The following is a 25,906-nucleotide window of genomic DNA, read 5'->3' on the forward strand; positions in this document are numbered from 1 at the left end:
AACCAAAAAAGAGAAATTAGAATAATACAAGGATGAAAAATCATGTCTGATAAACACCTACCAACGACGCAGCACGCCGTACAGATAGGCGAGTTTGGCGAACCTGAAGTCATGACATATCAAGACGGCGTGGCTATTCCTGAATTAAAGGACAACCAAGTATTAATACAAGTCGCTTACGCTGGTATCAACCCCGTCGATTATAAAACCCGTCAAGGTAAAGGCTGGGGCGCCGATGCGATTCAAAAAAATAACTTTGATAAAGGCGAGCCCGCTATTTTAGGCTTTGATGTTGCAGGGATAGTGGTCAAAAGTAATAGCGATAAATTTATGATTGGAGATGACGTCGCGGCCCTTAGTTTTGATGGCAGCTGCTACGCTGAATACGTGGCGGTCGATGCTGATTTACTGGCAAAAGTACCACAGGCGGTGACATTAGAGCAAGCAGGAGCATTGCCTTGTATCGGGCAAACGGCGCTACAGTTTGTAGAATTTGCCGACATTAAAGACGGTGAACACGTGGTGATAAACGCGCCAGCGGGCGGCGTTGGACATTTAGCGATTCAGTTTTTGCTGAAAAAGGTAGCGTCAGATAATATCAAAGTCACGCTTATTTGCTCACCAGAAAAATACGCCAAACTTGACGATTTGATAGATAAAAGCAAGTTGGCAGGTTGGATTGATTATACCAAAGACCAAGATTTTCCTGACTTACAAGCCGATGTACTGATGGACTTGGTCGGTGACGATGCCGGCGTGCGTGCTTTGAGCACACTCAAATCTGGTGGTCGCGTTAAAGTGCTACCGACCATTTGGGTTGATAAACTAAAAGCTGCCGGTAGTAATAAAAACTTGAGCGTCGACGGCTACGCGGTAAAGCCAAATGGCGAAGATATGGCAAAGGTTTTACAAGATGTCGCTGATGGCACGCTAATTTTACAAATTCAGCAAACTTATCCATTATCTGAAGTAGTTACTGCCCATCGCGAGCTAGAAAAAGGCGATACCTTTGGCAAGATTGTGCTCAAAGCAAGCTAAGGCAGAGTTGCTTAAATTAAGCCAAACCCGCTTAACCTAATATCATTTGCCTAAAGGTTAAGCTAATACGTCCCTCTAAAACTGTTTTTGTCTTAGTGACAGTATGCTTCCAATATTTTTGCGTCTCACCATGCATGACGATAAGCTGACCGGACTCAAGATAAAGCTCGACTTTATCTTGAGTTTTTTTATGCTTCAAGACAAACTTGCGCGTCGCTCCGAGTGACAAAGAGGCGATAATCGGCTGCTCGCCAAGCTCCCTCTCATCATCGGCATGATACCCCATACCATCGTCGCCAGTCGGATAGTAATTTAGCAAACAAGAATTAAAGTTGGCATTAACTCCGATTTTTAATAGTTGCCGCTCGATATGATGTTTCACATGAAACACCGAGTCTGTCCATGCAATGGCTTGCCGCCTGTGCCCAGAATATTGATAACTGGCAGCGCTGTCGCCCATCCATACTATTTGCCGAGTGGTGACGTGGGTCTTACCAAATAAAGTGACGATATCAGATTGCCAAGGCAGCGTCGTCAACAAGGCATAATATAGGGCACTTGGATAGTCAATCACGATTCCTAAATCATTTACCTTGCCATCATAAGGCAAGAAATTATCGGTCGGTGCAGGGGCAAAAAGGTCGCTCATCGCTCATATTCCGTATATCCTACATTCCACATCGCTCGGCCTATTTATTGCTCTCATAATGTTCATTAATAATTTGCGCGCACAATTCAGGTGCTTCCATTGGCAAAAGATGACCGTAATCTGGCAAAGAGATAATGCTATCTGCGGGAACAAATCCTTGCCATTGTTTGCGTACTTTATCATTGATAAACAAAGTCGGTTTGCCGGTGATTAAGGTGTAAGGGCAGTGCAGTTTTTTTAATGCTGCATCGATATGAGGCGCACCAAAATAATTGGCAAGCTCTTGCTCGGGGGCAAACATCAAGCTATAGCTGCCATTATTATTGGCCGTCAAACTTTGCTCAGCAAATACTTTTAAGTGCTCATCACTGATACGTTTATAAGCCCGTTGTGCGCGCAAATGCTCATAATAATCATCGATACTTGCCCATGTAACCTGCTTGGTTAGGGTGCTTTTAAAAGGTTCACGGCTTAGCAATATCTTGCGCGGTAGTAAGTTATAAAGCGTTGCTTGTTTTTTAGTAAAGGTGACAGGCTCGATAAGATATAACTGCGAGAATAAATCGGGGCGTTTCGCTGCTGCTATGGCGGTCGCTGTTGCGCCTTGCGAATGCCCGATCCCCACGATAGGGGCGTCTTGAGTTTTTTCCAAAAACTCAATCAGTAAATCGGCATCTTGCTCGCGGGTCAGACGCGGCGCTTGCGGTTTGTCATACCAATAACCACGTAGCGCTAGTGCCGATAAATCAAACTCTGTTGCGACCTTATTTAGTAATGGTGCATAAGTACCAACAGTAAAGCTGTTACCACCATAAAAATGAGCAGGCGGGCGTTTATGGTGGTTCGGTTTGTCTGCTTGATTTGCAGCTTGGTTCAACTGCTCTAAATCATAATAGCGCGCTTGCTTGCCACTGATATTAATACGTTTGGTAAAAGTTTCCATAAAAATCACACTTCCTTGTGGCGGTTTTTTAACCGTTATCTTACATTTTATTGTTAGTTTTCAATTAACTGTCTTCACCTAAGAAGCCGCCACTTTGACGCTGCCATAAACGCGCATAAACGCCATTTAACGCCAGTAGTTCATCATGACTGCCTTGCTCGATGATACGGCCTTTATCCATGACCACCAATCTATCTAGCGCGGCAATGGTCGATAATCGATGAGCAATTGCAATCACAGTTTTGCCGGTCATGATATCGTTTAGGCTTTCGGTAATGGCAAATTCAATCTCAGAATCAAGTGCACTGGTCGCCTCGTCCAGTAGCAAAATCGGCGCATTTTTTAGCATCACGCGTGAGATAGCGATGCGCTGACGTTGACCGCCAGAGAGCTTAACGCCGCGCTCGCCGACTTGGGTATCAAGACCGGTATTGCCTTTGTCATCGTATAAATCTTTAATAAAGTCCCACGCCTGAGCTTGCTTAGCAGCTGTAATGATTTCCTCATCGGTTGCGTCAGGACGACCGTAAGCGATATTTTCGCGCACAGTACGGTGCAATAACGAGGTATCTTGGGTGACCATACCGATTTGCTGACGCAGCGATTCTTGGGTAACTTCGTCAATCGCTTGCCCGTCGATATAGATTTTCCCTTTATCAACATCAAAGAAGCGCAGGAGTAGATTAACCAAAGTTGATTTACCAGCGCCAGAACGCCCAACCAGACCGATTTTCTCGCCCGATTTGATATCTAAGTAAAAGTTATCTAATAGCTTGGCGTATGAAGTTCCCGCTGCAGAATCCGCAGCAGGAATAGCAGCATCTTCATTCATGTTATCTAGAGGCTTGTCTGATTTATGCTTGTTTAAACCTGTGGCATCGTCTTCGCCTTCATAACTAAAATCAACGTGGTCGAAAACGATACGACCATCGCTGACTTTAAGGATAGAAGCGTTCGGCTTATCGACGATGGTTTGCGGCGCAGATAAGGTGCGCATCCCGTCTTGTACTGTCCCGATACTCTCAAACAGGCTAGCAGTTTGCCACATAATCCAGCGCGTCAGGCCATTTAATCGCAGCGCCATCGCCGTGGCAGCGGCAATTGCGCCAACACCAACAGCGCTTTGTTGCCATAAATAAATTCCGATACCGGCCGTACTACTGACCAAAATCACACTGATTAAGTGGGTTGATACCTCAAGGTAGCTGACCCAGCGCATTTGCGCATGGACTGTACCCAAAAACTGTCCCATGGCATTTTTGGCATAATCGAGCTCGCGGCGCGAGTGGCTAAACAGCTTGACCGTCATGATATTGGCATACGCATCAGTGATGCGGCCCGTCATTAACGCGCGGGCATCGGCCTGTACAATCGCCGTTTGTTTAAGTTTGGGAATAAAGTACCACATCGCCAGCCACACCAAGACAAACCACACAATAAATGGAATCAATAACAAACTGTCTAAATTAAATAAAATAATGCCAGAAGTAATAAAATAAACGGCGACGTACATAAACATGTCGGTGACAGTCATGACGGTATCGCGTACGGCCAATGCTGTTTGCATTACCTTAGCAGAGACGCGTCCAGAGAACTCGTCTTGATAAAACTGCATCGATTGCCCAAGCATGCGCTGATGAAAACGCCAGCGCATCTGCATCGGGAAGACGCCTTGCAAGGTTTGAAAATGGATAAATGACGATAGGGCAATCCAAAGCGGACTTAAAATCATCACGGCCAGTATCAAAAGCAGCATATCGCCTTTTTCTGCCCATAGATTTTGCGGCGTATAGACGCCAAGCCAGTCGACGATATTGCCAATCCACGCGAATAGCATCGCTTCGTAGATACCGATACCAGCGGACAAAATCATAAATAGCAATAACCAACCGCGTAGCCCTTTGGTACACGCCCACATAAATTTGAGCATACCATCGCGCGGTGAAGGCAGCGGCATAGGCGTCTCAGGAAAGGCGGGCAGACGGGTTTCAAAAAAGCGAAATAAAGCATTCATAGGCAGTCAGGGAGCATTCATAGCAGTACGCCAAGATAAACGCCGTTAAGCGCTATCGTGAATCGTTACTTTTGTTATTAGGATTGCTGGTTATTTTAACAAAATTCGTCCTCATGCTTGCATGCTAATTGTAAGCTGAACAATCAAGCGCACAATAATTAGATTGCTGCAGATGAAATATTTTGTTACATTCCATTATTTCTTTTAGTTTATTGCTTTCCTTTATTTATACGTTTTAGTAAACGAGAAATCAGCTAATGAATAAGTATTTTTTACTCATATAAAAATAATAAACGCGCAAAGTTGCGACTTAACAAGGATAAAGTTGATGATGTATTTAACGATAGCGGTGCTCTGTAGCGTCGCTGTTTCCGTACTTTTAAAAATATTACGCCAAAAAAATATTGATATTCGCCAAACCATCGTGGCGGGATATCCCGTGGCATTTCTATTAACTTGGCTGTTATTAAAACCAGATGTTAGTAGTATCGGCGCACTTGGCAATGCCTGGGGCATCATTATTGCGCTTGGGGTGTTATTACCGGCAGTGTTTGTTATTCTTGGGCGGGCGATTGAATCGGTCGGGATGGTCGCAACCGATGCCGCCCAGCGTTTATCACTGATCATTCCTATCGTTGCTGCTTTTTTATTATTTGGCGAAGTATTAACGGGTACGCGCATATTTGGTCTGTTGTTAGGATTTTTAGCACTCGCTGCTTTGGTTTATCGTCCGCAGCATGGGCTTATAAATAGCCAAGCAAAGCAGACGCCACTCTGGTTGTTTGGCGTTTGGCTAGGCTATGGTGTGATTGATATTTTATTCAAACAAGTTGCCAAACAAGGCGCGGCGTTTCCTTTAACCTTATTTGTGACCTTTGGGCTGGCAGGTTTGCTGCTGCTCGTTTACCTGCTTAGCACTCGCGTGCGCTGGCAGAGCAATGCCCTTAGCGCAGGATTATTACTTGGCGCGCTCAATATGGGCAATATATATGCTTATATACGCGCCCATCAAGTATTGTCTGAGTCGCCAAGTATCGTCTTTACAGGCATGAACGTCGGCGTGATTGCAGTAGCAACTTTAATTGGAGTAGGCGTATTTAAAGAGCGCCTTAATCATATCAATATCGTCGGTTTATTATTGGCGATTGGCTGTGTAGCGGTATTGTTTTTGCTTTAATCTCGCCACTGTGAAATAGGCAAAATTTTAACTTATCAACAATAGGCAGGTGGCATGTCCTATGATAAGGTAATTGACAGTCAGGCTCATACTATTGAGGGCTGATTGACTTATTATAATAACGTTTGACCCTTATTAATTAGGATAGGATACCCATTCAATGGAATACGAAAAACAACTACAGCATATAAAAAATGGCTCAGGATTTATCGCCGCGCTTGACCAAAGTGGTGGCAGCACGCCAAAAGCATTAGAGAACTATGGCGTCAGCGGCGATGCTTATGACAATGACGAGGCGATGTTTGATTTGGTGCATGAGATGCGCGCGCGTATCATGACTTGTGATGCCTTTGATAATGAGCGTGTGCTCGGCGCGATTTTATTTGAAGATACCATGGAGCGCGAGGTTAATGGCAAACCGACCGCCAATTACCTATGGGAAGATAAAAATATCGTACCGTTTTTAAAGGTAGATAAGGGTTTGGCTGAACACATGAACGGCGTACAGGTCATGCGTCCGATGCCCAATCTAGATTTGTTGTTGGATAAGGCAAAAAATTATCCGGTATTTGGTACCAAGATGCGCTCAGTCATTTATGAGCCAAGTGTCGATGGTATCGAGCTTGTCGTTCAGCAGCAGTTTGATGTCGCAAAGCAAATTCTCTCTAAAGGTTTTATGCCAATCGTTGAGCCAGAAGTGGATATCAACAGTAGCAAAAAGCATGACTGCGAAATCATCCTTAAAACCAGTATTTTGCACAATCTTGAGCGTTTAGACGATGATCATCAAGTGATGCTAAAACTGACTTTACCTGAAGAAGACGGATTTTATCAAGAGCTGATTGATCACCCAAAAGTGCTAAAAGTAGTGGCGCTATCAGGTGGTTATAGTCGTCATGACGCCTGTGAAAAATTGAAGCAAAATCCCGGTATGATTGCGAGCTTCTCGCGTGCTTTTACCGAAGGCTTAAGTAAGCAACAAAGCGACGCAGAGTTTGCTGATACGATTAATACTTCTATTAAAGAGATTTACGAAGCATCAAAGATTTAATCTATTATAAAGATAAAACAGTTTGAAATAAAAAGCGCTACTTATGAGTAGCGCTTTTTTGTGAATTAAGCATTAACGTTAATCGCTTAAACCTCTTTATACAATTGACGTCCTTCTTTGTTATATTTCTCAGTCATCTCTGCCATACCTTGCGCAATCTCAGTTGCGCTCATGACGTCTGCGCTTAGATTCTCTTTTGCATCTAAACCTTTAGCATACTCGCGCACGTTTTGAGTGATTTTCATCGAGCAAAACTTCGGTCCGCACATTGAGCAAAAGTGCGCCGACTTATGGGCGTCTTTTGGCAGTGTTTCGTCATGATATTCACGCGCCGTATCAGGATCGAGCGCCAGATTAAACTGATCATCCCAGCGGAACTCAAAACGCGCTTTGGACAAGGCATTGTCACGTGCTTGTGCGCCCGGATGGCCTTTAGCAAGGTCGGCAGCATGAGCGGCGATTTTATAAGTGATGATACCGTCCTTGACGTCTTTTTTATTGGGCAAACCTAAGTGCTCCTTTGGCGTCACATAACAGAGCATCGCTGTGCCAAACCAGCCAATCATTGCCGCCCCAATGGCACTGGTGATATGGTCATAACCAGGCGCAATATCAGTGGTTAATGGCCCTAAAGTATAAAAAGGCGCGTCGCTACATAGCTCAAGCTGTAAGTCCATATTTTCTTTAATACGGTTCATCGCCACGTGTCCAGGGCCTTCAATCATCACCTGCACATCGTGCTTCCATGCAACCTGCGTCAACTCACCAAGGGTACGTAGCTCACCAAATTGCGCTTCATCATTGGCATCTTGCAAGCAGCCCGGACGTAAGCCATCGCCTAAACTAAATGCCACATCATATTGCTTCATAATCTCGCAGATGTCTTCAAAATGGGTATATAAAAAGCTTTCTTGATGATGGGCAAGGCACCACTGCGCCATGATAGAGCCGCCACGCGAGACGATGCCTGTCAAGCGATTGGCGGTTAGAGGTACATAACGTAGCAGTACACCGGCGTGAATGGTAAAGTAATCAACGCCTTGCTCGGCTTGCTCAATCAAGGTATCGCGGAAAATCTCCCAAGTTAAATCTTCGGCAACGCCATCGACTTTCTCTAAGGCTTGATAAATAGGCACGGTACCAATTGGCACTGGCGAGTTACGAATCAACCATTCACGAGTTTCATGGATATGGTTGCCTGTCGATAAATCCATAATAGTATCGGCGCCCCAGCGCGTTGCCCAGGTCATTTTTGACACTTCTTCATCGATAGATGAGCCGAGCGCTGAATTGCCGATATTGGCGTTAATTTTCACCAAGAAGTTACGCCCGATAATCATCGGCTCAGATTCTGGGTGATTAATATTATTGGGGATAATGGCGCGGCCTGCGGCAACTTCATCACGGACAAACTCAGGGGTGATGATTTTTGGCGTATTGGCACCGAAGCTCTCGCCGTCATGTTGGCGCATATCGGTCAGTTCATGCTGTTTTTGCGTCTCACGAATGGCGATATATTCCATTTCAGGAGTAATAATGCCGCGACGTGCGTAGTGCATTTGCGTGACATTCTTTCCTACTAAGGCACGACGTGGTTTATCGATATGCGCAAATCTTAAATTAGTGGTACTGATATCACGGGCGCGCGCTTGTCCGTATGAGCTAGATAAGCCACTTAATTGCTCGGTATCACCGCGCTCAGCTATCCAGCCTTCACGCAATTTGGGCAAACCACGGGTCAAATCAATGTCGGCATTGGGGTCGGTGTAAACACCAGAAGTGTCATAAACATAAAATGGTGGGTTTTGTTCCCATTCGGACTCGCTTGCCCCTTGTATGGGGGTAGGGTCAAGGGTGATCTCGCGCATCGGTACTTGAATGTCAGGACGTGAGCCCCCGATATAGACTTTTTTAGAAGCGGGTAAGATGCGGTGTAAGTCGCGGGCGTCTTCTTCAAACCGCGCATCATTGGCGGTACGGTGAGCAGGCGTTTTGAGGGCGTCGGCTTTTTTGTCAGAAGTTTTGACAATAGGAGTTGAAGTATTTTGTGTGAGGTTCATATGCTGTCCTAGCGTGTTGGTTTATTGAATAAAAGCAACACCGCCAGTAGCTGCGGGGCAAGACGATGCAAGATAGACAAATTCAATAATCAAACACGTGCACTATTATTAAATTCAACTTTCATTGAAAATTAATCTAATGCCATGTTAAATGATTGGTAGGCGCCGCTTTTTATTGCTTGCTTCATGGCCGCGTAAAAACGCTAGCATATAAAGTATGAACAATAATAAAAAGGCATTTCTGCGCGCCCTTTGTATATAAAACATAGTCTTAAGACTTCCCTGCGTCGGTACTAACCGCATCAGGTTCGGCGGGTGATCTCTCAGCGAATGTATGACAACCTTATAAACTAAGCTTGTCATACACCGCACCCCGAGTCTGTCAGTGTTGTAAATCAGTCTCATACTAACAAACTATAGGGATGATGCCTAGTCATTTGCTATTTGTTAGTAGAGAGGCAATCTTGCTGTTATTAATGTAATCACTGTCTTTTAATCAATGACAGTTTTTCAATTAATGACATTCTTTTTAATTAATAAAATCACCGTGCGTATTATTTTTCTGGTGTCCAACCTTGCGCGCGCTCATAGTCTTCGTTGTCCAAAAACTTCTCGCGTTGCTCGGTTAAGAACTTTTTGGCTTCAGGGTCCATCATGCTGAGATGGTTTTCGTTAATCAGCATGGTTTGCTGCTCAAGCCATTCTTTCCAAGCTTTGTCAGAGACGGTTTCTTGTAGCTCTTGACCTTTTTTATTAGGAAATGGCGGATGCGGCATTTTTGGCAATTCTTGCTTATATTTGCGGCAAAAAACGGTATTGGCTTGTGGATTAAAAGTCTCAGTCATCAGGCAATCCTCATTAATTAGGGGTATTAAATTATCGTGTCGAATATTGGTATTCATCTATCATAACGCGCTTGCACGATTTAGCAAAGCGTATCAGGTGTAGAGAAGGTAACATCAAATCTATCTAATTCTGGCAAAATTAGGCGTGACAAAAAACACCCGCACAATGGCGGGTGTTAGAGAAAAGCGCTGGTTTTAAAGCACAGTTTTATTGCTAGCTTCAACTTTAAAAAGGCTTTTAAGCAAACGCTTTTAGGCGCGCGCGTCCATTAACCACTGCCTGTTTGACTTGATTTGGCGCGGTACCGCCTAAATGGTCACGAGCGGCCAATGAGCCTTCTAGCGTTAGATAGTCAAAAACATCATCGCCAATCGCGTCGCTAAACTGCTGTAACTGCGCCAATGACAAATCGCTCAAATCAACGCCCTCGCGAATACCTAAAGCGACGGCATGACCGACCACTTCATGGGCATCACGGAAAGCAACACCGCGACGAACCAAATAATCTGCCAAATCGGTCGCAGTTGCATAGCCTTTCATGGTGGCGGCGCGCATGTTTTCCTTATTTGGGGTAATGTTCGGCAGCATATCGGCAAAGGCGAGTAGCGAACCCGTCAAAGTATCGACGCAATCAAATAGCGGCTCTTTGTCTTCTTGGTTGTCTTTATTATAGGCAAGCGGCTGACTTTTCATCAGGCTAAGCAGCGTCATTAGTTGGCCAAACACACGCGCCGCTTTACCGCGTACTAACTCTGGCACGTCAGGGTTTTTCTTTTGTGGCATGATAGATGAGCCAGTACAAAAGCGATCTGGTATCTGCACAAAGTTAAACTGCGCTGACATCCATAGAATAATCTCTTCGCTCATACGCGACATATGCATCATCAAGATAGAAGCTGCTGAGGTAAACTCAATGGCAAAGTCACGGTCTGAGACAGCGTCTAAAGAGTTTTGGCAAATACCGTCAAAACCTAGCAATTTGGCTGTGATGGTACGATCAATTGGAAAGGTCGTGCCAGCAAGGGCAGCGCTACCAAGCGGCATCTGATTGATACGGCGACGGGCATCGACCAGACGCTCGGTATCGCGGTAAAGCATCTCAAACCACGCCATCACGTGATGACCAAAGCTCACAGGTTGTGCGGTTTGCAGATGGGTAAAACCCGGCATGATGGTATCGGTATGCTGTTCGGCTAAATCTAATAAGCCGCTTTGCAAACGTACCAGTAGCGCGATGATATTGTCGGTTTCTTCACGCAACCATAGACGAATATCGGTCGCAACCTGATCGTTACGGCTACGGCCAGTATGTAGTTTCTTACCAACCGCACCGACGATATCCGTCAAGCGCGATTCGACATTCATGTGCACGTCTTCAAGCGCAATTGACCAGTTAAACTCACCGGCTTCAATCTCGCGCAGCACTTGCTGTAAACCATCGATAATGGTCGCAACCTCATCAGCACTTAAAATGCCGCATTCTTTCAGCATAGTTGCATGGGCGATTGAGCCTTGGATATCATGACGAGCAAAGCGTTGGTCAAAGCCGACAGAAGCGGTAAAGGCGGCAACGAAGCTATCAGTCGCTTCACTAAAGCGCCCGCCCCACATCTGCTGACCTTGACCACTTGTAGCGCTTTGCGGCGCAGGAGTGTTGGTTATAGAAGCATCTATGCTAGAATCAGAAATAGATGAATTTTTATTTGAATTAGGATTAATACTATTTGAAGAATTGGCGTTCATATCGGTACAAGACAAGTCAAGAGAATAAGAACTCAAGTATAGCAAATGATGAGGTTGCCTTACTAGCGGAGCGCTTAGAGTTTTTTATGCCCAAGCTCATGGAGATGATGAAGCCTTGGCAATGGCTGCTGGCAATCTTTTTTTGGTCGCTGTTTGTGGCGATTGTCGATCGGCATAGTGTGGTCAATGAAACGCAGTTTATCATCAAGTTTATGGCAAGATTTATCCAAACCAGCTTGGCCTTGATTCCTTCTTTTTATCTCATCGATTATCTACGTCCAGTTTTTAAAGGCTTACGCGTAACGACCGTCAGTATGTATGTTTTACTCATTTTGACCACTGCCACGGCGGTGACCGTCGCGTTGGCCTTGCTAATTATGATAAACGCTGGCTGGTTTAACTATAACTTGGCGGACTTTATCTCAATCATTGTATTTAATACGGTGATTGCCGCCGGATTTACCATTGCCGCCTTGCTGTTTTTTTTACGCCGTTATCGTGAGCTAAATGCACTAAAGCACTCATTTGAGCAAAAATTGAGAGCCCAAAATGATGTGTTAAAAGCTCGCCTAGCGCCGCATTTCTTTTTTAATACGATCAATACTTTGATGTCGCTGATTGAGTCTGAGCCGCAGCGCGCCGCTGTTTTATTGCAGCACGTCTCAGCGCTCTTTCGTGCCAGTTTTAATGGCGCGCGTGAGATCAGCTTTGAAGAAGAGATTGCCCTGTGTGAGCATTATTTGGCCATTGAATCCATCCGCTTGGCAGATAAATTGGTAGTAAACTGGCAATTGCCAAAAGAAGACGTCATGTATGACATGGTGATTACCGCTTTAACCTTACAAAGCGTGATTGAAAAAATGCTGGTGAACGTCATTAGGATGACCACCGAAACCATTTATATTGATATTAAAGTTAGTTGGTTGCAGCATCGGGTCGACATTACTATTAGCGTACAGCTGCCGAAAAAAACCTTGTTGATTAACCATGACTTACGCCAACATATGGATTTTATGATTCAGGCGCAACGTCTGCGCGCCTATTTTGGTCAAAGTGCCGACATTCAAAGCAGTATAACGAATAAACAAATTCTTACTAATATTAGCTATCCGCTGCAAGATGTCAGTTTATAATCCTTTCTTTCTTCCTTTTTAAAACGTTTTCCCTAAAAATCTATTCTCTAAATTGTAAGCGTCAGTCATTTATTACAAAGCATTTATCGTGGCATATTTATTGCACAGTCTAAGCTGTTATGCACGGCTAAAGCATTTAAACGGCAAAGTTAGATTCGTGGCTTGCACAAGTGCGGCAGTTGGTTTATAACTTAAGTAGGGAGTTGCATTCTTACTAAGGGATAAGTGTTAAAGATTGATAGGTTATTAATACTTTAAAAGATTTATAAGTAGGCACTTATAAAGGAGTTTGAATGCGGATTGTTGTTTGTGATGATGAGCCCTTAGCTCGCGAGCGTTTGGTTAGAATAGTCAAAGAGTCAGGTCATGAAGTGGTTGCCCAGGCAAAAACCGGCATAGAGGCCATTATCGCCGTAAAATCTGAGCAACCAGACATTATATTGCTCGACATTCGCATGCCAGAGATGGATGGCGTGGAGTGCGCGCAAGAGCTTGCAACGTTAAACCATCCACCCGCCATTATTTTTGTCACGGCGTATGACCATTATGCCATCGCGGCGCTCAAAGCCAACGCCATCGGTTATTTGTTAAAACCTGCCAATAAAGATGAATTACTAGAGGCGTTAAAAAAAGCCACCAATCTCAATGCGGCGCAATTAAACGAGATTCGCAAACTTGAGAATCCAACCGCGCGCCCAGTGCGCGAACATATCGTGGCGCGTACCCACCGCGGTGTAGAGCTGATTGAGCTCAAAGACATCTATTATTTTACCGCCGATCAAAAGTACGTCAAAGTACGCCACAAAGACGGCATTGTACTTATTGATGATACGTTAAAAGAGCTTGAGCAAGAATTTGAAGGCAAGTTATTTCGCGTCCATCGCAACGCCATTATCAATATTAAATATCTAGATTTTTTAGAAACACTTGATGCCGGACAATTTCAGCTGCACTTTAAAGGTATTGATGAGACCCTAGCAGTCAGCCGCCGCCATCTACCGGCCTTACGTGAAAAGATTCAGAATATGTAGCGGCAAACTGTCTACAGGTAAACCATCCTAGAATGCACTAAGCAGCAAGCGCAGTAATCTGTTGAAATAATCCTGCCATATCATCAAACCCTTATTTATGCTTAAATAGGGGTATTTTTTTGTAGCACTCAGTTTAAAGACATTTAACGTTTATATTGAATACTATAGTGAGAGAAAAGTAATATCAATGCATCACGCACTGCTGATATCAATTTTTCTTGCTTGCTGTGCCTGCGCAGACAGAGGCTACGAAAAATTGATATCAGCAATACCGTAGCGTTTTTAGGGTATTTTGACTATACATTCGCATTATTGTAAAGATAATGAATCCTTTGTTGTTGAGCGACCGTTGTCGAGCGATTGTCGTTAAGTAACTGTTATTCAGCAACGCGATTTTATATCGAATCTATTGAGGCCTTTTATGAGCACCATGCAGCAACCTGCTTTGACTACCTTAAATATCGCCACCCGCCAAAGTCCATTGGCATTATGGCAAGCGGAGCACATTCGTGACCGCCTACTGACGCTGTATCCTGAGCTGACCATTAACCTGCTAAAAATTGTCACCAAAGGCGATAAGATTTTGGATACGCCGCTGGCAAAAATTGGTGGTAAGGGTTTGTTTGTTAAAGAGCTTGAGCAGGCGTTATATGATAAGCAGGCAGATATCGCGGTACATTCTTTAAAAGACGTGCCGATGGAATTGCCAGAAGGCTTGACGCTTGGTGTTTATTGTAAACGCGCTTCGCCAACCGATGCCTTTGTATCGAATACTTATCATAATATCGATGAGTTACCACAGGGAGCAGTGGTTGGTACCGCAAGCTTGCGTCGTCAATGTCAAATCAAAGCCTATCGTCCCGATTTACAAATCAAGACCCTGCGCGGCAACGTTGGTACGCGTTTAGGTAAGCTCGATGCCGGCGAGTATGATGCTATTATCTTAGCAACCAGTGGTTTACAGCGTATCGAGCATGACGAGCGCATTCGTAGTGAGTTGGATATTGATGTTTGCTTGCCAGCGGTTGGCCAAGGTGCACTTGCGATTGAATGTCGCGAAGGTGATGACGAAGTGTTAAAACTGCTGGCACCGTTAAACGATGACAAAGCTCGTATCCGTCTTATCGCTGAGCGTGCGTTAAACCGTCATTTACAAGGCGGTTGCCAAGTGCCGATTGCCGCTTATGCTGTGTTACAAATGGCTGATGCAGACGACGATAACAGTAGCAAAAACAATGGCCAAAACGGTAATAACGACAATGGTAATGTATTATGGCTACGCGGTCGCGTCGGTCAAGAAGACGGTAGCGAGTTACTCAAAGCTGATAAGCGCTTGACCTTAACTGGCAGTCAAGTCGAACAAGAAGCGCAAGCCAATCAGTTAGGTATTGATGTGGCCGAGATGCTACTAGCCATTGGTGCGGGTGATATTTTATCAGCGATTTATCAGTCTAAATAAAGCTTAAAAGATAACTTTTAAGTTGCATAATAATAAAATGTCGCTGTCCAGTTACGCATAAAGTCGCTGCAATGACTGTATGCGTAAGCTTATTTTCCAAAACTTCTGTCACGGTATGTTTATGTCTTGGTCATCCTCTGAGTCTACTGCTTCAAACCAAACCATTGATAAGCCAGCATCGTTGCGGCAAGTGGTCATCAATACGCGCCCAGCTGAGCGTGCGGCGCCGCTGACTAATCATTTGCAAGCGGCAGGATTTTCAGTGGTTGATATACCGATGTTGTCCTTAGAGGCGCGGCCAACGACCGAGCAAGACATGGCATTGATGCGCCAATGGTTTGCCGGTGATTATCAGGCGCTGGTTATTGTAAGTCCGACCGCGGCAACTTCTGGCTTAGCCGTTTGGCAGGCGCTTGAGTATGAGCGCCAAGCTCAATTTGCTGAGGTAAATAATAGCGCGCAAAAAGACGTTAGTTTTAAAGGTTTAACAGCACCAAGCCATCTGATAGCGGTAGGAGAAGCCACGGCAGCGGTATTAAATGACGCTAAACTCGATGCGACGAATTATCAAGTACTGCAGCCTCTGATTGCTAATAATGAAGGTATGTTAGCGATGCCAGAAATTGACAGCCTGCAGGCTGGTGATAAGCTGTTGGTATGGCGCGGGCTTGGCGGGCGGCGTTTATTGGTCAATACCTTACAGGCGCGCGGTGTCCATATTGATAGCATCGCTTGGTATGAGCGCAAAATGCCCAATGATGCTATGGCGCAGTATAAAGAATGGTACGCCCAGTATCTTAGCCAAAAGTCTGAGCAGCCCAGACCCATCGTGATTGTCAGTAGTGGCACAGCGTTTGAGCATTGGCAAGCGATTGTTACAGAGGTGGCAGCGCAAAAAGCCAATGCAGAAAAATCAAACCGTGCGCCGCTGCAACTCAACGATTTTGCTTATGTCGTACTAGGTGAGCGCTTAGCCAATATGGTTGCTAGTCAGGATTTAAGTTATTGGCGCGTGGAAGATTTGGCGCCCGAAACCATTGTTGCGGCAATCCATACACCGCTAGTTGGTTGCAGTTAAAAAACACTTCCTTTTCTCAAGCCATTTATTTTATATTTGCTTAAAAAATTATTCACCAACGGTGCTGCCTTATGTCCATGAATTCTGACTCGTTAGCTAAGGAGCCTTCTGCTATTCAGCAGCGCCGGCAAGCAAATATGTTTTTGGTACGTTTGCAATGGCTGGTCATATTATTGCTTATTGCTGCTCTGCTGTGGTTGTTTATTAGTCAACAGCGCTTTGAGCGCAGTATAAATGAGCGCTTGCAAAGTAATGAGCAAGTCGTCAGCCGCCTAAATGAGATGGACGATCGCATCTTTGCGATGAGTCAGCAGACGCTGCCAGAGCCGCGCGTCGCTGCTAATAGCCAAGCGCAAAACCAGCTTGATTTGTTGCGCATTCAGATACAGGCGGCCGATAGATTATTGGCGGATAATAACGAGAGTGCGGCGATTGAGTTGTTGCGCGGTCTGCATTGGCAACTGTCTCAAAGCAGTAATGAGGTTGCCCCTGCGCTTACCGTGGTAATCAAGCAAAGTTTGATGAAAGACATAGAACGCTTGCAAGCAAGAAGCTCGCAGCCGAGTCCTTGGCAGCTACAAAACTTAGCCATTCAAAATATCCAAGCGTTTTTGCATAGTTATCAGCGTCCTGCTCTTACAACTAACGCGTCTAATGCTAGCGCTAACGATGTCGGCATAACCCGTAAAGAGCTTATCATTCATGAAGTGATTATGACTTTAAACCTTGCCAGTCAAGCAAGCAATATGCGTGAAAAAGATCAGCTGGTTGGCTATCTGCGGCAAGCACGTAAACAGCTACAAACCTTAGTAGATACGTCTGCGTCAAAATCCGCTACCGATAATAAAAACGCTCAAACAACGAGCAACGCAACTTCTAAAGATAAAGATCAAACCAAATCTGCCCCTCATAATATCGCAGAAGTTGTTGACTGGTTAGATCGCCTGATTGCCACGGCGCCACAGCCAACGCCATTATTGACCACGCAAATTTTAGATAAGCCTAAGCGTTAATTGTCGTTTTTGAAATTCTATAAAAAAATAAGAGAAATGCAGTGATGAGTGCTTTTGAACAACACACAAACGCAAATAACAATGGCGTAGATGATAGCCGTCCTAGCGAGCTAGCGCATTATCCAATCATTCATCAGCAGCCGATCCATTGGGGCGAAATGGATGCCTTTAATCATCTAAATAACGTGGTCTATTATCGTTATGCGGAGTCAGCACGGATTGGCTATCTGCAAGCGCTAGGTATGTTTGATGGCAGTATGGTGACAGTATTGGCGCAATCAAGCTGTCAGTATTTACGCCCGGTGACCTATCCCGATACGTTATTATTAGGCGTGCGTTGCCAGCGCTTGGGCAATACCAGTATCGTGATGGAATATAGCTATTATAGCTGTGCTCAAGAGGCGATTGTCGCGATCGCTGATGCCGTTATCGTCCGTTTAGACAGTGATGGTAAGGATAAATTGCCGTGGAGCAATGAGGAGCGTGAGCGGTTATTGAAACTAGAGGCAAAATTTAACCATACGCCCGAATTTTAAAAAATTTAAAAACTTTGAAAAGTCGGCCAAACTATTAAGTATCAATATCACTAAAATGATACCGTTAAAAATAAAAAGGCACGCTAAATGATATTAGCGTGCCTTTTTTATGTTGCTGTGCCTTTTAATTTCTAAGCTTCATTTTTGCTTAGGCGCATGAACAAAGTCTACTACGTTCAAATCAAAACCTGACAGCGCGTAAAACTTCATTGGTGAGGACAGTAAGCGCATATCACGCACGCCCAAATGACGCAAAATCTGTGCGCCAACCCCGATACTACGATAAGGCTGCTGAGCGATGGTAGACATGGACTGATTTTCAGCCGCTTTATCCAGCGCCTCTCCCAAGTCAATCGGCTGATGATTGCCGATCCAAACCAACACGCCGCGCTCTGAATTGTTTATTTCTTCTAGGGCTGAGCGTACGCTCCAGCCGCTACGACCAGTGGTGTCGTTTTTCGCCGCAAACAAGTCACGTAAAGGATGGAAGCCATGTACACGAACGGTACTGATACCTTCGCTGACATCACCTTTTACCAAGGCTAAATGAGTTTCGTCTGCACCAAACTCGCGGAAGCGATGCAAGGTAAAGGTACCGTATTCGGTCTCAAACGGATGGGACTCAACCTCTTCGACCGTTTGCTCATTGGCAATCCGGTAGTTAATCAAATCGGCAATCGTCCCTATTTTAAGACCATGCTCTTTGGCAAATATCTCAAGGTCATCACGGCGCGCCATTGTGCCATCGTCTTTAATGATCTCAACGATAACGGCTGCTGGCTCCAACCCTGCTAGGCGGGCCAAATCACAACCTGCTTCGGTATGACCAGCACGGTGCAGGACGCCACCATTTTGAGCCATAATCGGGAAAATATGCCCAGGTTGGACGATATCTTCTGGTTTTGCTGAAGAAGACACTGCTGCTTGAATGGTACGCGCGCGGTCAGCGGCAGAAATACCTGTGGTCACGCCTTCAGCCGCCTCAATAGAAACGGTGAAGTTGGTGCTAAATTTTGCCTCGTTGCGGTCTGACATTAGCGGCAATGCCAGCTGTTGGCAGCGCGCTTCTGACAAGGTTAAGCAAACCAAACCACGCGCATGGGTAATCATAAAGTTGATATCATCAGGGCGTACGTGGGTCGCGGCCATAATGATATCACCTTCGTTTTCGCGATCTTCGTCATCCATCAAGATGACCATTTTGCCAGCACGAATGTCTTCGATAATCTCAGGAATCGTATTTAAACTCATAGGAAGTCTCAATATTTTATTATGTATAGATGGGTTTGATGATAAGGTTAAATTATTATTTGTCTATTGTAGCAGCAGAGGGCATCAAGCGCTGTGATAAAGCATGGCGTGGCTTAATAACAGCCATATAAATAACAGCAATAAGCAATAAAATTGCTGCGCTATATCGACTTGTATATATCATTATGAGGCCATTTTAACGCTTTTCACCCTACTGTGCTGCGTCATCTTACCAATATGTCTATTAAACGCTTAAAAATAGCGATAAGTATTATCAATGATGCAAGCAAATATGCTGTTATTCATTACTGGCTGCTTGGGTTTTTAGCCAGTCCATAAACTGCTTGCTGTGCTGCTCGCGCTGATTGTCCGCAAATTCATAAAAACTTGTGCCGATTAAATTGTTCGGCAGATAGCTTTGCGGATAATAATGATTGGGATAATTGTGCGGATATACATAACCTTCACCATAGCCCTGATTGCGCATCAATTTGGTCACGCCATTACGCAAATGCAGCGGTACAGGCGAGGCGTCTTTTTCTGCCAAGGCCATTGCCGCATTGATGGCCTTATAAGTGCTGTTACTCTTGGCGCTGGTCGCCAGATAAACCACCACTTGCCCCAAGATAATGCGCGCTTCTGGCATGCCGATAGACTGTACGCTACGCAGTGCGGCATCGGCAAGGAGCAGGGCATTAGGATTGGCATTACCAATATCTTCACTGGCTAAAATAACCAAACGCCGTGCGATAAAATCAGCAGGCTCACCGCCAACTAGCATCCGTGCCATCCAGTATAGCGCCGCATCAGGGTCGGAGCCGCGTACAGATTTTATCATGGCCGAGATGATATCGTAATGCTGCTCGCCATCTTTATCGTAGCGTACCAGCGCCGTTTGGGCGACACGGGCGACCAATTCATCATTGATAATTAATGGCGATTGTTTGCTATCTGCCGTTTGAATGGCAAGCTCTAATACATTGAGCGCTTTTCTGGCATCACCGTGTGCCAATTGGCTAATCGTCTCTTGCGCTTGCAAATCAACTTTTAGGTTTTTAAGGATATTGTCTTCTAATAGCGCGCGCTGCAATACGGCGCTGATTTGCTCAGGTGTCAGCGGCTCTAAACGATACACTTGGCAACGCGATAGCAGGGCGTTATTCACACTAAACGAAGGATTCTCAGTCGTCGCCCCAATTAACGTAATATCACCTGACTCTACCGCGCCAAGTAACGCATCTTGCTGTGCTTTATTAAAACGGTGAATCTCATCAATAAATACCACGGGGGATTCAAAACTTAACGAGTCTTTTGTTTCTAGCACTTCACGTAATTGCTTCACGCCCGTATTTAATGCCGATAACGCATGAAAAGGTCGGCCAACGGCATCAGCCAATAGCATAGCGATGGTGGTCTTCCCAATGCCTGCTTCGCCATGCAGAATAATCGACGGCAGGTGCCCTTGCTCAACCAAGCGCCGTAACGGTGCGCCTGCTGCTAACAGGTGCTCTTGTCCAATAATAGCGTCGAGCGTCTTTGGGCGCATGCGCTGAGCAAGGGGCGTATCGGCATGAAAATTGGGTGGCATAAAAATCTCTATTATCAATTAAACGACTGTTTTTTTGTATTGTTGTAACTATAGATAGCTAGGCTAACGCAGATTTACGTTAATAAAAGTCAGCTAAGTGTACAGCTTATGTCTTAAAGGCTTTGTTTTACGCGATTTCGACCTTATTAATGGTTTATCAGTGATGACCAATCATGTTATCAACGAATTATCAAATATAAAACCAGCAACCAATACAAGGTAAGACACTTATGCTGTCGCTATCTGCTTTCAAGCGTTTATTTAAACGCGCTGAGTCTCTTCGTGCTAGGCCTCTTAAAGCTACCAAGCAGCGTTCACGGCAGCTGACGGCTGGAGAGATAGCACTGGCTCGTTCGGTGTTTGGTGATAGTATCCGGCTTGAGCAAGTTCAGCTAAAAACCGCATTCTGGGTACTAAAAAATTACGCTGTCAGTCCTAATGGTAATATTTATTTCCACCCAGCCGACTGGGTCACAGATTTTAGCCAATCATCATTGGGTAAGCAAAGCTGGCTTATCCATGAATTGACCCACGTTTGGCAATTGCAGCAAGGACTTAAAGTTGTGCGCGGCGCTATGATTGATCGTCGCTATGATTATGTACTTGCCGCAGGTAAACCTTTTTTCAACTATGGTATTGAGCAGCAAGCACGCATGGTACAAGATTATTTTATCAGTCGGCAGCATGGTCGCGATTGTCAGGGTTTTGAAAGTTGTATTCCTTTTTTAGCGACACAAAAAATCGATAAAAGTTATGACTAGAATAAAACTCGCGACGAACATAAAACTCATGGCACATTTAAAGTTTAATCTTTCTTTTATCCTATAATATTTATATGATGATTGAATCTTTTTATAATAATAACAAGCTGCTAAACATACAGACAAAATAAAATAGCTAGTAGCCTCAGCATATAAGCGCACTGCTTTTAATAAGGATGAGAACTCGGATGTTTAAAAATTTGCTCGTAAAGCCTGATGGTGAGACTCATCATACCTATATAAATACAAGGTCGCTAAATAAAGCGATGACGTCGCCGCGTACGCCCTCCTTGCTAGTAGCCGCCATGACTGGAATTTTATTGCTAAGCGGCTGTCAGCAGCAAGCAGAAGCGCCCGTAGCTGAAAGCAGTCAACCCAAAGAGAAAACTAGCTTAGAGGACAGTCAGCCGATGCGTAAAAGTGACTCCGCTGCTGCGCGCATAGAGCAATTTCAACCCTTGTATCTTGTGCAAGCGAAAAGTTTACAGCAGCGTCTACAAGCTGAATATGAATCGCTACAAGCGGCAGATGCCTCAGACAGTGGCAATGATTTGTTGCCAGATAATACCTCTGCTGCGTCAGTAGACAATGCTAAGCCGTCTAATACCCCTAATCCAGCTGCAAATACTAACGATTCTGAGCAAATAGCAAAATCAACTGCTACGAATTCAGCCGCTGATACGGACAATAGCAATAGTGAGTCAGACGTTAGCAATGACTCTGAAGTTGACGCTAATGCTACTACGGACGCGAATATTAATACCAGTACCGAGGTTGGCGAGCGCGATTTAACGGTGCTTAAGCGTATCAGTCTTGAGCCGCGCAAACCTGTGATGTTAACAGATGAGCAGATTATAGAAAGCTATCAACAAGCGATGGACGCGCTTTATCAACCTGTGACCACGCCGCTTAATGCAGAAGAGGTTGATACCTTGATTAACATTGCCACCTTGACGCCGCAGTTATTTGAACATGCAGAAATCGCTGGTCGACTAAGTGCAAAAAGTCCGGCGCTGGCGCGTTTGATTATTCAGCATCAGGTTTGGGAGCAAATAGAAGCCCAACAGGTCATGGATATGCAGCAAATGAAAATTGACCAACAGCAAGAGTTTGAGAGACTGATGGCAAAATTTAATGAAACCATCCAAGGTTATGATGAGCAAATTGCAAAATATGAGCAGACCTTAAAAGAATTTCAATAAAGCATAAGTAGTCATGATGTTATTAAATTTAGACCATAAAAAAATCCCGCTCAGTCGCGGGATTTTTTATGCTGCCAATAACAGCTTACTATTTGCGGTCTTCAACTTTAATGAAGTCGCGATGCGTTTCACCAGTATATAACTGACGTGGGCGACCGATTTTGAACGGAGCGCTGTGCATTTCTAACCAATGGCTGATCCAGCCAGAAGTACGCGCCAGTGAGAAGATGACGGTAAACATCGACGTTGGGATACCGATGGCTTTTAAGATAATGCCCGAGTAGAAATCAACGTTTGGATACAGGTTACGCTCAACGAAGTACGGGTCTTCTAAAGCGATTTTCTCAAGTGCCATAGCAAGCTCAAGCTTAGGATCATTGATACCCAATGCACCCAATACTTCGTCACAAGTTTCTTTCATGACTTGTGCGCGTGGGTCAAAGTTTTTGTAAACACGGTGACCAAAGCCCATCAGTTTTACTTCACGGCTTTTCACTTTTTCCATAAATTCAGGAACGTTTTCTACCGAACCAATCTCATCTAGCATCTCAAGGACAGCTTCGTTAGCGCCGCCATGTGATGGACCCCAAAGGGCAGCGATACCGGCAGCGATACACGCATAAGGGTTAGCACCAGTAGAGCCTGCTAGACGTACCGTAGAGGTTGAAGCGTTTTGCTCGTGGTCAGCATGCAAAGTAAAGATTTTGTCCATCGCGCGAGTAATCACGTCATTGGTTTTGTAGTCAACATCAGCAGGGGTTGCGAACATCATGTATAAGAAGTTTTCTGCGTAATTAAAATCATTACGTGGATACATGAACGGTTCGCCTTGCGAGTATTTATAACTCATCGCTGCAAGCGTTGGCATTTTAGCGATTAGACGGATAGCGGTGATTTCACGGTGTGCTTCGTTGCTGACGTCTAAGTTGTCGTGATAAAACGCGGATAAAGCACCAACGACACCAACCATAATCGCCATTGGATGCGCGTCACGGCGGAAACCTTCAAAGAATTTACGTAATTGGTCATGAACACCCGTATGTTTACGAACCTTTTCATAGAAATCTGCTTTTTGCTCAGCATTTGGTAGATCACCATGAATAAGAGCATACGCCACTTCTAAGTATTCAGCATTGTTGGCTAACTGGTCGATAGGGTAGCCACGGTGTAATAACTCACCTTTACCGCCATCAATGTAAGTAATCTTAGATTCAACAGGAGCGGTTACTTTAAAACCTGGGTCATAAGACCAAAAGCCTGAATCTTGTAGAGCAGCAATATCGATAACTGGACGCCCTAAAGTACCTTCAATAATAGGAAATTCGTATTCTTTACCATTTACGCTTAATTTGGCATTGTTGTCAGCCATAAACTGCTCTCCATTGTTTTTAACTTGTTGGAATAAAATTATATCGACGCATACCCTCGCGTCTTCACTTGTTAAACGGTCAAAAAATTCTAACCCATTTAATATGCAGGCTATATTAGCAGTAATTACTGAGGTTTTGAAAAGACTTTTAGCAGTAATGTCTGTAATAGGTGTGCATTAGTCGTATTAAACGACTGTAAACTTTGTATCAAAATATGTCTATTTGGTAATTTAGCCGCATATCCGCTGTTTACTTCTAAAGTAATGATTCTCATTAACATTATAAAAATTAAGACTTTATCGCAAAATAAACGCTTTTACTATTTGCCCCAATGGACTATGCGTTAGACAGAGTATGAGTAGCCGACAGATTATTTGGGGTCAAAAAGTGATTCTGATACACCAATACTAATAAATTCGTCTTACTAATAGCTAGCTTTTTGTTAAATAATCACCGATAACCACTATTTAGGGGATAAATTTGTAATTATGGCGCAGTCATTTTATAATTGGAGGGATTTAACTGGCACTAGCTTTGCGCAAATGAATAGGCTGCTCTGATAAAACTATTGGTAAAGCCCAGCTTTATTGAGACTTTTTGATGATTGACTGTTCGGTTGATAGACTAAATCCCGACTTATCGTTTGAATATTCTTGTTAACTGTTCTATTTTTAAATAGCCAACAGTGAAGTTTGCCTTAATAAAAAATGATACTCTACAGCTAATATTATGGCGTTATCTTTTTTGTTGATGCAACGTCGTAAAAATAGAATAGTTAATCGATTTATCCCATGTTATGAATTCCATGTAACCTCTTTATTTTGCATAAAGGGTGTGAATGATTTGTCATAAAAAGGGATTGTCACTTCAGTGAGCGATAGGGAAGTCTATAACCACTTTATAAATGGAAACTACCCAAATAGCAACTAAATAAACAGTCGCTACGGGCATAGATTTTATTTATAGAGTTTATCTGAACGTCAGATAAATAAGACTTATCGACCTTGCATATTTAGCGCAAATGAAACGACGTCAGCTAGCCCTTCCTTACTTTATTCATCTCATGTGTTGCTTGCCGCTTGTAGAATAGTATTGATAAATAGTATTCGTATAATGCGTTGATAGCTGATACAGGAGTATAACCGCAAAAAGGATGCCCGCTGTGAAAAGCAACCGACCTATTAATCTGCCCTTAAGCCAAGTGATTAGCGTTAACCGCTCACCGATTGCAATTGCTTCTATCTTGCATCGTATCTCTGGCATTGTTTTATTTCTACTTATCCCAGTCATGCTGTGGTTATTACAGAACTCTTTGGCATCGCCTGAGAGTTTTGAAACCGTGTTTGACAATGTCTTTATTCGCTTTTTAGCGTGGATTTTCGTCGCCGCCATTGCTTATCACTTCGTGATGGGCGTGAAGCATTTATTTGCTGATAATGGTCAAAATGAAGAGCTACAATCGGCGCGTATGGCGTCTGTTGTCAGCTTAGTGATTGCAGCGATTTTAATTGTCGCGTCATTTGTATGGGTGATGTTCTAATGATAAAAAATGATTCAGGAATCAAAAGCGCCACCGGTCTAACAAGCTCAGGTACCCGTGATTGGATGGTCCAACGTATCAGTGCAGTCATTCTAGCCGTCTACAGTGTGGTGTTGCTGGGCTTTTTCTTAACCCATGGCAATGTAACCTTCATTGAATGGTCTGATTTTATGACCAGTTTACCGATGCGTCTGTTCAGCTTGTTGGCTATTTTGGCATTGGCTGGTCACGCGTGGGTCGGTATGTGGACGGTATTTACCGACTATATTACCTCTGGCAAAATGGGTGAAAGCGCGCCTAAACTGCGTTTATTTTTACAAACATTGATGATTATCGCTATTTTAGTCTTCCTATTTTGGGGCATTATGATTTTTTGGGGTAACGGCTTCGGTGTTGTTGCTGTTTAACTTTTTATCATACCGG

General features: G+C 44.2%; 22 protein-coding genes and 1 riboswitch. Of the genes, 13 read left to right on the forward strand and 9 right to left on the reverse strand.

Annotation, left to right across the window (positions count from 1 at the left end; all coding sequences use genetic code 11):
* The first annotated feature begins 42 nt into the window (after positions 1-42).
* Positions 43-1,038 carry an NADP-dependent oxidoreductase gene (locus tag JMX70_RS04555; protein WP_191691278.1) on the forward strand — a complete coding sequence of 332 codons (996 nt, stop codon included), beginning with the start codon at positions 43-45 and terminating at the stop codon, positions 1,036-1,038.
* Positions 1,039-1,069: 31 nt separating this feature from the next.
* Here the strand turns inward: JMX70_RS04555 and JMX70_RS04560 are convergent, their stop codons facing one another.
* The 3 genes from JMX70_RS04560 to JMX70_RS04570 all read right to left on the reverse strand — a co-directional run bounded on the left by JMX70_RS04560 (position 1,070) and on the right by JMX70_RS04570 (position 4,644).
* A complete protein-coding gene (locus JMX70_RS04560) occupies positions 1,070-1,687 on the reverse strand; it encodes an alpha-ketoglutarate-dependent dioxygenase AlkB family protein (protein ID WP_201589965.1) in 618 nt (205 codons plus the stop codon).
* Between the two features lie 40 nt (positions 1,688-1,727).
* Positions 1,728-2,630 carry an alpha/beta fold hydrolase gene (locus JMX70_RS04565; protein WP_201589968.1) on the reverse strand — a complete coding sequence of 301 codons (903 nt, stop codon included), beginning with the start codon at positions 2,628-2,630 and terminating at the stop codon, positions 1,728-1,730.
* 64 nt (positions 2,631-2,694) lie between these two features.
* Positions 2,695-4,644, reverse strand: coding sequence for an ABC transporter ATP-binding protein (locus tag JMX70_RS04570; RefSeq protein ID WP_201589971.1), 1,950 nt, complete (start codon positions 4,642-4,644; stop codon positions 2,695-2,697).
* A 328-nt stretch (positions 4,645-4,972) separates the two neighbouring features.
* Between JMX70_RS04570 and JMX70_RS04575 the strand changes: the two genes are divergently transcribed.
* Together JMX70_RS04575 and JMX70_RS04580 are read left to right on the forward strand one after the other, a co-directional pair.
* Positions 4,973-5,821: an EamA/RhaT family transporter gene (locus JMX70_RS04575; protein WP_201589974.1), complete on the forward strand. Its 849-nt coding sequence runs from the start codon at positions 4,973-4,975 to the stop codon at positions 5,819-5,821.
* A 160-nt stretch (positions 5,822-5,981) separates the two neighbouring features.
* The gene (locus JMX70_RS04580; protein WP_201589977.1) at positions 5,982-6,872 is read left to right on the forward strand and encodes a fructose bisphosphate aldolase; all 891 of its coding nucleotides are present in this window, start codon (positions 5,982-5,984) and stop codon (positions 6,870-6,872) included.
* A gap of 86 nt (positions 6,873-6,958) precedes the next feature.
* Here the strand turns inward: JMX70_RS04580 and thiC are convergent, their stop codons facing one another.
* From thiC to argH, 3 genes are all read right to left on the reverse strand, one after another.
* Positions 6,959-8,932, reverse strand: a complete 1,974-nt coding sequence (gene thiC, locus JMX70_RS04585; protein ID WP_227671164.1) for a phosphomethylpyrimidine synthase ThiC — start codon at positions 8,930-8,932, stop codon at positions 6,959-6,961.
* Positions 8,933-9,194: 262 nt separating this feature from the next.
* Positions 9,195-9,318: riboswitch (TPP riboswitch) on the reverse strand.
* 168 nt (positions 9,319-9,486) lie between these two features.
* Positions 9,487-9,777, reverse strand: coding sequence for an oxidative damage protection protein (locus JMX70_RS04590; protein ID WP_068407860.1), 291 nt, complete (start codon positions 9,775-9,777; stop codon positions 9,487-9,489).
* A 238-nt stretch (positions 9,778-10,015) separates the two neighbouring features.
* Positions 10,016-11,389: an argininosuccinate lyase gene (gene argH, locus JMX70_RS04595; protein ID WP_201590591.1), complete on the reverse strand. Its 1,374-nt coding sequence runs from the start codon at positions 11,387-11,389 to the stop codon at positions 10,016-10,018.
* A gap of 218 nt (positions 11,390-11,607) precedes the next feature.
* Between argH and JMX70_RS04600 the strand changes: the two genes are divergently transcribed.
* The 6 genes from JMX70_RS04600 (at position 11,608) to JMX70_RS04625 (ending at position 17,771) form a co-directional block, all read left to right on the forward strand.
* A complete protein-coding gene (locus JMX70_RS04600; RefSeq protein WP_227671165.1) occupies positions 11,608-12,654 on the forward strand; it encodes a sensor histidine kinase in 1,047 nt (348 codons plus the stop codon).
* 293 nt (positions 12,655-12,947) lie between these two features.
* Positions 12,948-13,685: a LytR/AlgR family response regulator transcription factor gene (locus JMX70_RS04605; RefSeq protein ID WP_068407854.1), complete on the forward strand. Its 738-nt coding sequence runs from the start codon at positions 12,948-12,950 to the stop codon at positions 13,683-13,685.
* A 421-nt stretch (positions 13,686-14,106) separates the two neighbouring features.
* Complete coding sequence (gene hemC / locus JMX70_RS04610; protein WP_201589981.1) at positions 14,107-15,144, forward strand: hydroxymethylbilane synthase; 1,038 nt, start codon at positions 14,107-14,109, stop codon at positions 15,142-15,144.
* 121 nt (positions 15,145-15,265) lie between these two features.
* The gene (locus JMX70_RS04615) at positions 15,266-16,222 is read left to right on the forward strand and encodes a uroporphyrinogen-III synthase (RefSeq protein ID WP_201589983.1); all 957 of its coding nucleotides are present in this window, start codon (positions 15,266-15,268) and stop codon (positions 16,220-16,222) included.
* A 71-nt stretch (positions 16,223-16,293) separates the two neighbouring features.
* Positions 16,294-17,235, forward strand: a complete 942-nt coding sequence (locus JMX70_RS04620) for a hypothetical protein (protein ID WP_201589985.1) — start codon at positions 16,294-16,296, stop codon at positions 17,233-17,235.
* A gap of 44 nt (positions 17,236-17,279) precedes the next feature.
* Positions 17,280-17,771 (forward strand): acyl-CoA thioesterase, encoded by a 492-nt coding sequence (locus tag JMX70_RS04625; protein WP_144296835.1) that lies wholly within the window; start codon positions 17,280-17,282, stop codon positions 17,769-17,771.
* A 138-nt stretch (positions 17,772-17,909) separates the two neighbouring features.
* Here the strand turns inward: JMX70_RS04625 and ribBA are convergent, their stop codons facing one another.
* Positions 17,910-19,022 carry a bifunctional 3,4-dihydroxy-2-butanone-4-phosphate synthase/GTP cyclohydrolase II gene (ribBA, locus tag JMX70_RS04630; RefSeq protein ID WP_200663061.1) on the reverse strand — a complete coding sequence of 371 codons (1,113 nt, stop codon included), beginning with the start codon at positions 19,020-19,022 and terminating at the stop codon, positions 17,910-17,912.
* A 298-nt stretch (positions 19,023-19,320) separates the two neighbouring features.
* Positions 19,321-20,610 carry a replication-associated recombination protein A gene (locus tag JMX70_RS04635; RefSeq protein WP_201589987.1) on the reverse strand — a complete coding sequence of 430 codons (1,290 nt, stop codon included), beginning with the start codon at positions 20,608-20,610 and terminating at the stop codon, positions 19,321-19,323.
* A gap of 233 nt (positions 20,611-20,843) precedes the next feature.
* On the opposite strand from JMX70_RS04635, the gene JMX70_RS04640 reads away from it, so the two are divergent.
* Together JMX70_RS04640 and JMX70_RS04645 are read left to right on the forward strand one after the other, a co-directional pair.
* Positions 20,844-21,371, forward strand: a complete 528-nt coding sequence (locus tag JMX70_RS04640) for a type IV secretion protein Rhs (protein WP_406947866.1) — start codon at positions 20,844-20,846, stop codon at positions 21,369-21,371.
* 188 nt (positions 21,372-21,559) lie between these two features.
* Complete coding sequence (locus JMX70_RS04645; protein ID WP_227671166.1) at positions 21,560-22,573, forward strand: MSCRAMM family adhesin SdrC; 1,014 nt, start codon at positions 21,560-21,562, stop codon at positions 22,571-22,573.
* A gap of 88 nt (positions 22,574-22,661) precedes the next feature.
* Here the strand turns inward: JMX70_RS04645 and gltA are convergent, their stop codons facing one another.
* Positions 22,662-23,942, reverse strand: coding sequence for a citrate synthase (gene gltA, locus JMX70_RS04650; RefSeq protein WP_200663064.1), 1,281 nt, complete (start codon positions 23,940-23,942; stop codon positions 22,662-22,664).
* Positions 23,943-25,096: 1,154 nt separating this feature from the next.
* On the opposite strand from gltA, the gene sdhC reads away from it, so the two are divergent.
* Together sdhC and sdhD are read left to right on the forward strand one after the other, a co-directional pair.
* Positions 25,097-25,483, forward strand: coding sequence for a succinate dehydrogenase, cytochrome b556 subunit (sdhC, locus tag JMX70_RS04655; protein ID WP_082894375.1), 387 nt, complete (start codon positions 25,097-25,099; stop codon positions 25,481-25,483).
* Positions 25,484-25,485: 2 nt separating this feature from the next.
* The gene (sdhD, locus tag JMX70_RS04660) at positions 25,486-25,890 is read left to right on the forward strand and encodes a succinate dehydrogenase, hydrophobic membrane anchor protein (protein ID WP_102077800.1); all 405 of its coding nucleotides are present in this window, start codon (positions 25,486-25,488) and stop codon (positions 25,888-25,890) included.
* Positions 25,891-25,906: the final 16 nt, after the last annotated feature.

Origin of the sequence: Psychrobacter pulmonis (assembly GCF_904846465.1) — a bacterium.
Taxonomy (GTDB): Bacteria; Pseudomonadota; Gammaproteobacteria; order Pseudomonadales; family Moraxellaceae; genus Psychrobacter; species Psychrobacter faecalis.

What these genes read in the sequence shown, in the direction of transcription:
- JMX70_RS04555 (WP_191691278.1), top strand. Translation starts at nt 43, where the DNA reads ATGTCTGATAAACACCTACCAACGACGCAGCACGCCGTACAGATAGGC.
- JMX70_RS04560 (WP_201589965.1), bottom strand. Translation starts at nt 1,687, where the DNA reads ATGAGCGACCTTTTTGCCCCTGCACCGACCGATAATTTCTTGCCTTAT.
- JMX70_RS04565 (WP_201589968.1), bottom strand. Translation starts at nt 2,630, where the DNA reads ATGGAAACTTTTACCAAACGTATTAATATCAGTGGCAAGCAAGCGCGC.
- JMX70_RS04570 (WP_201589971.1), bottom strand. Translation starts at nt 4,644, where the DNA reads ATGAATGCTTTATTTCGCTTTTTTGAAACCCGTCTGCCCGCCTTTCCT.
- JMX70_RS04575 (WP_201589974.1), top strand. Translation starts at nt 4,973, where the DNA reads ATGATGTATTTAACGATAGCGGTGCTCTGTAGCGTCGCTGTTTCCGTA.
- JMX70_RS04580 (WP_201589977.1), top strand. Translation starts at nt 5,982, where the DNA reads ATGGAATACGAAAAACAACTACAGCATATAAAAAATGGCTCAGGATTT.
- thiC (WP_227671164.1), bottom strand. Translation starts at nt 8,932, where the DNA reads ATGAACCTCACACAAAATACTTCAACTCCTATTGTCAAAACTTCTGAC.
- JMX70_RS04590 (WP_068407860.1), bottom strand. Translation starts at nt 9,777, where the DNA reads ATGACTGAGACTTTTAATCCACAAGCCAATACCGTTTTTTGCCGCAAA.
- argH (WP_201590591.1), bottom strand. Translation starts at nt 11,389, where the DNA reads ATGTGGGGCGGGCGCTTTAGTGAAGCGACTGATAGCTTCGTTGCCGCC.
- JMX70_RS04600 (WP_227671165.1), top strand. Translation starts at nt 11,608, where the DNA reads ATGCCCAAGCTCATGGAGATGATGAAGCCTTGGCAATGGCTGCTGGCA.
- JMX70_RS04605 (WP_068407854.1), top strand. Translation starts at nt 12,948, where the DNA reads ATGCGGATTGTTGTTTGTGATGATGAGCCCTTAGCTCGCGAGCGTTTG.
- hemC (WP_201589981.1), top strand. Translation starts at nt 14,107, where the DNA reads ATGAGCACCATGCAGCAACCTGCTTTGACTACCTTAAATATCGCCACC.
- JMX70_RS04615 (WP_201589983.1), top strand. Translation starts at nt 15,266, where the DNA reads ATGTCTTGGTCATCCTCTGAGTCTACTGCTTCAAACCAAACCATTGAT.
- JMX70_RS04620 (WP_201589985.1), top strand. Translation starts at nt 16,294, where the DNA reads ATGTCCATGAATTCTGACTCGTTAGCTAAGGAGCCTTCTGCTATTCAG.
- JMX70_RS04625 (WP_144296835.1), top strand. Translation starts at nt 17,280, where the DNA reads ATGAGTGCTTTTGAACAACACACAAACGCAAATAACAATGGCGTAGAT.
- ribBA (WP_200663061.1), bottom strand. Translation starts at nt 19,022, where the DNA reads ATGAGTTTAAATACGATTCCTGAGATTATCGAAGACATTCGTGCTGGC.
- JMX70_RS04635 (WP_201589987.1), bottom strand. Translation starts at nt 20,610, where the DNA reads ATGCCACCCAATTTTCATGCCGATACGCCCCTTGCTCAGCGCATGCGC.
- JMX70_RS04645 (WP_227671166.1), top strand. Translation starts at nt 21,560, where the DNA reads ATGTTTAAAAATTTGCTCGTAAAGCCTGATGGTGAGACTCATCATACC.
- gltA (WP_200663064.1), bottom strand. Translation starts at nt 23,942, where the DNA reads ATGGCTGACAACAATGCCAAATTAAGCGTAAATGGTAAAGAATACGAA.
- sdhC (WP_082894375.1), top strand. Translation starts at nt 25,097, where the DNA reads ATGCCCGCTGTGAAAAGCAACCGACCTATTAATCTGCCCTTAAGCCAA.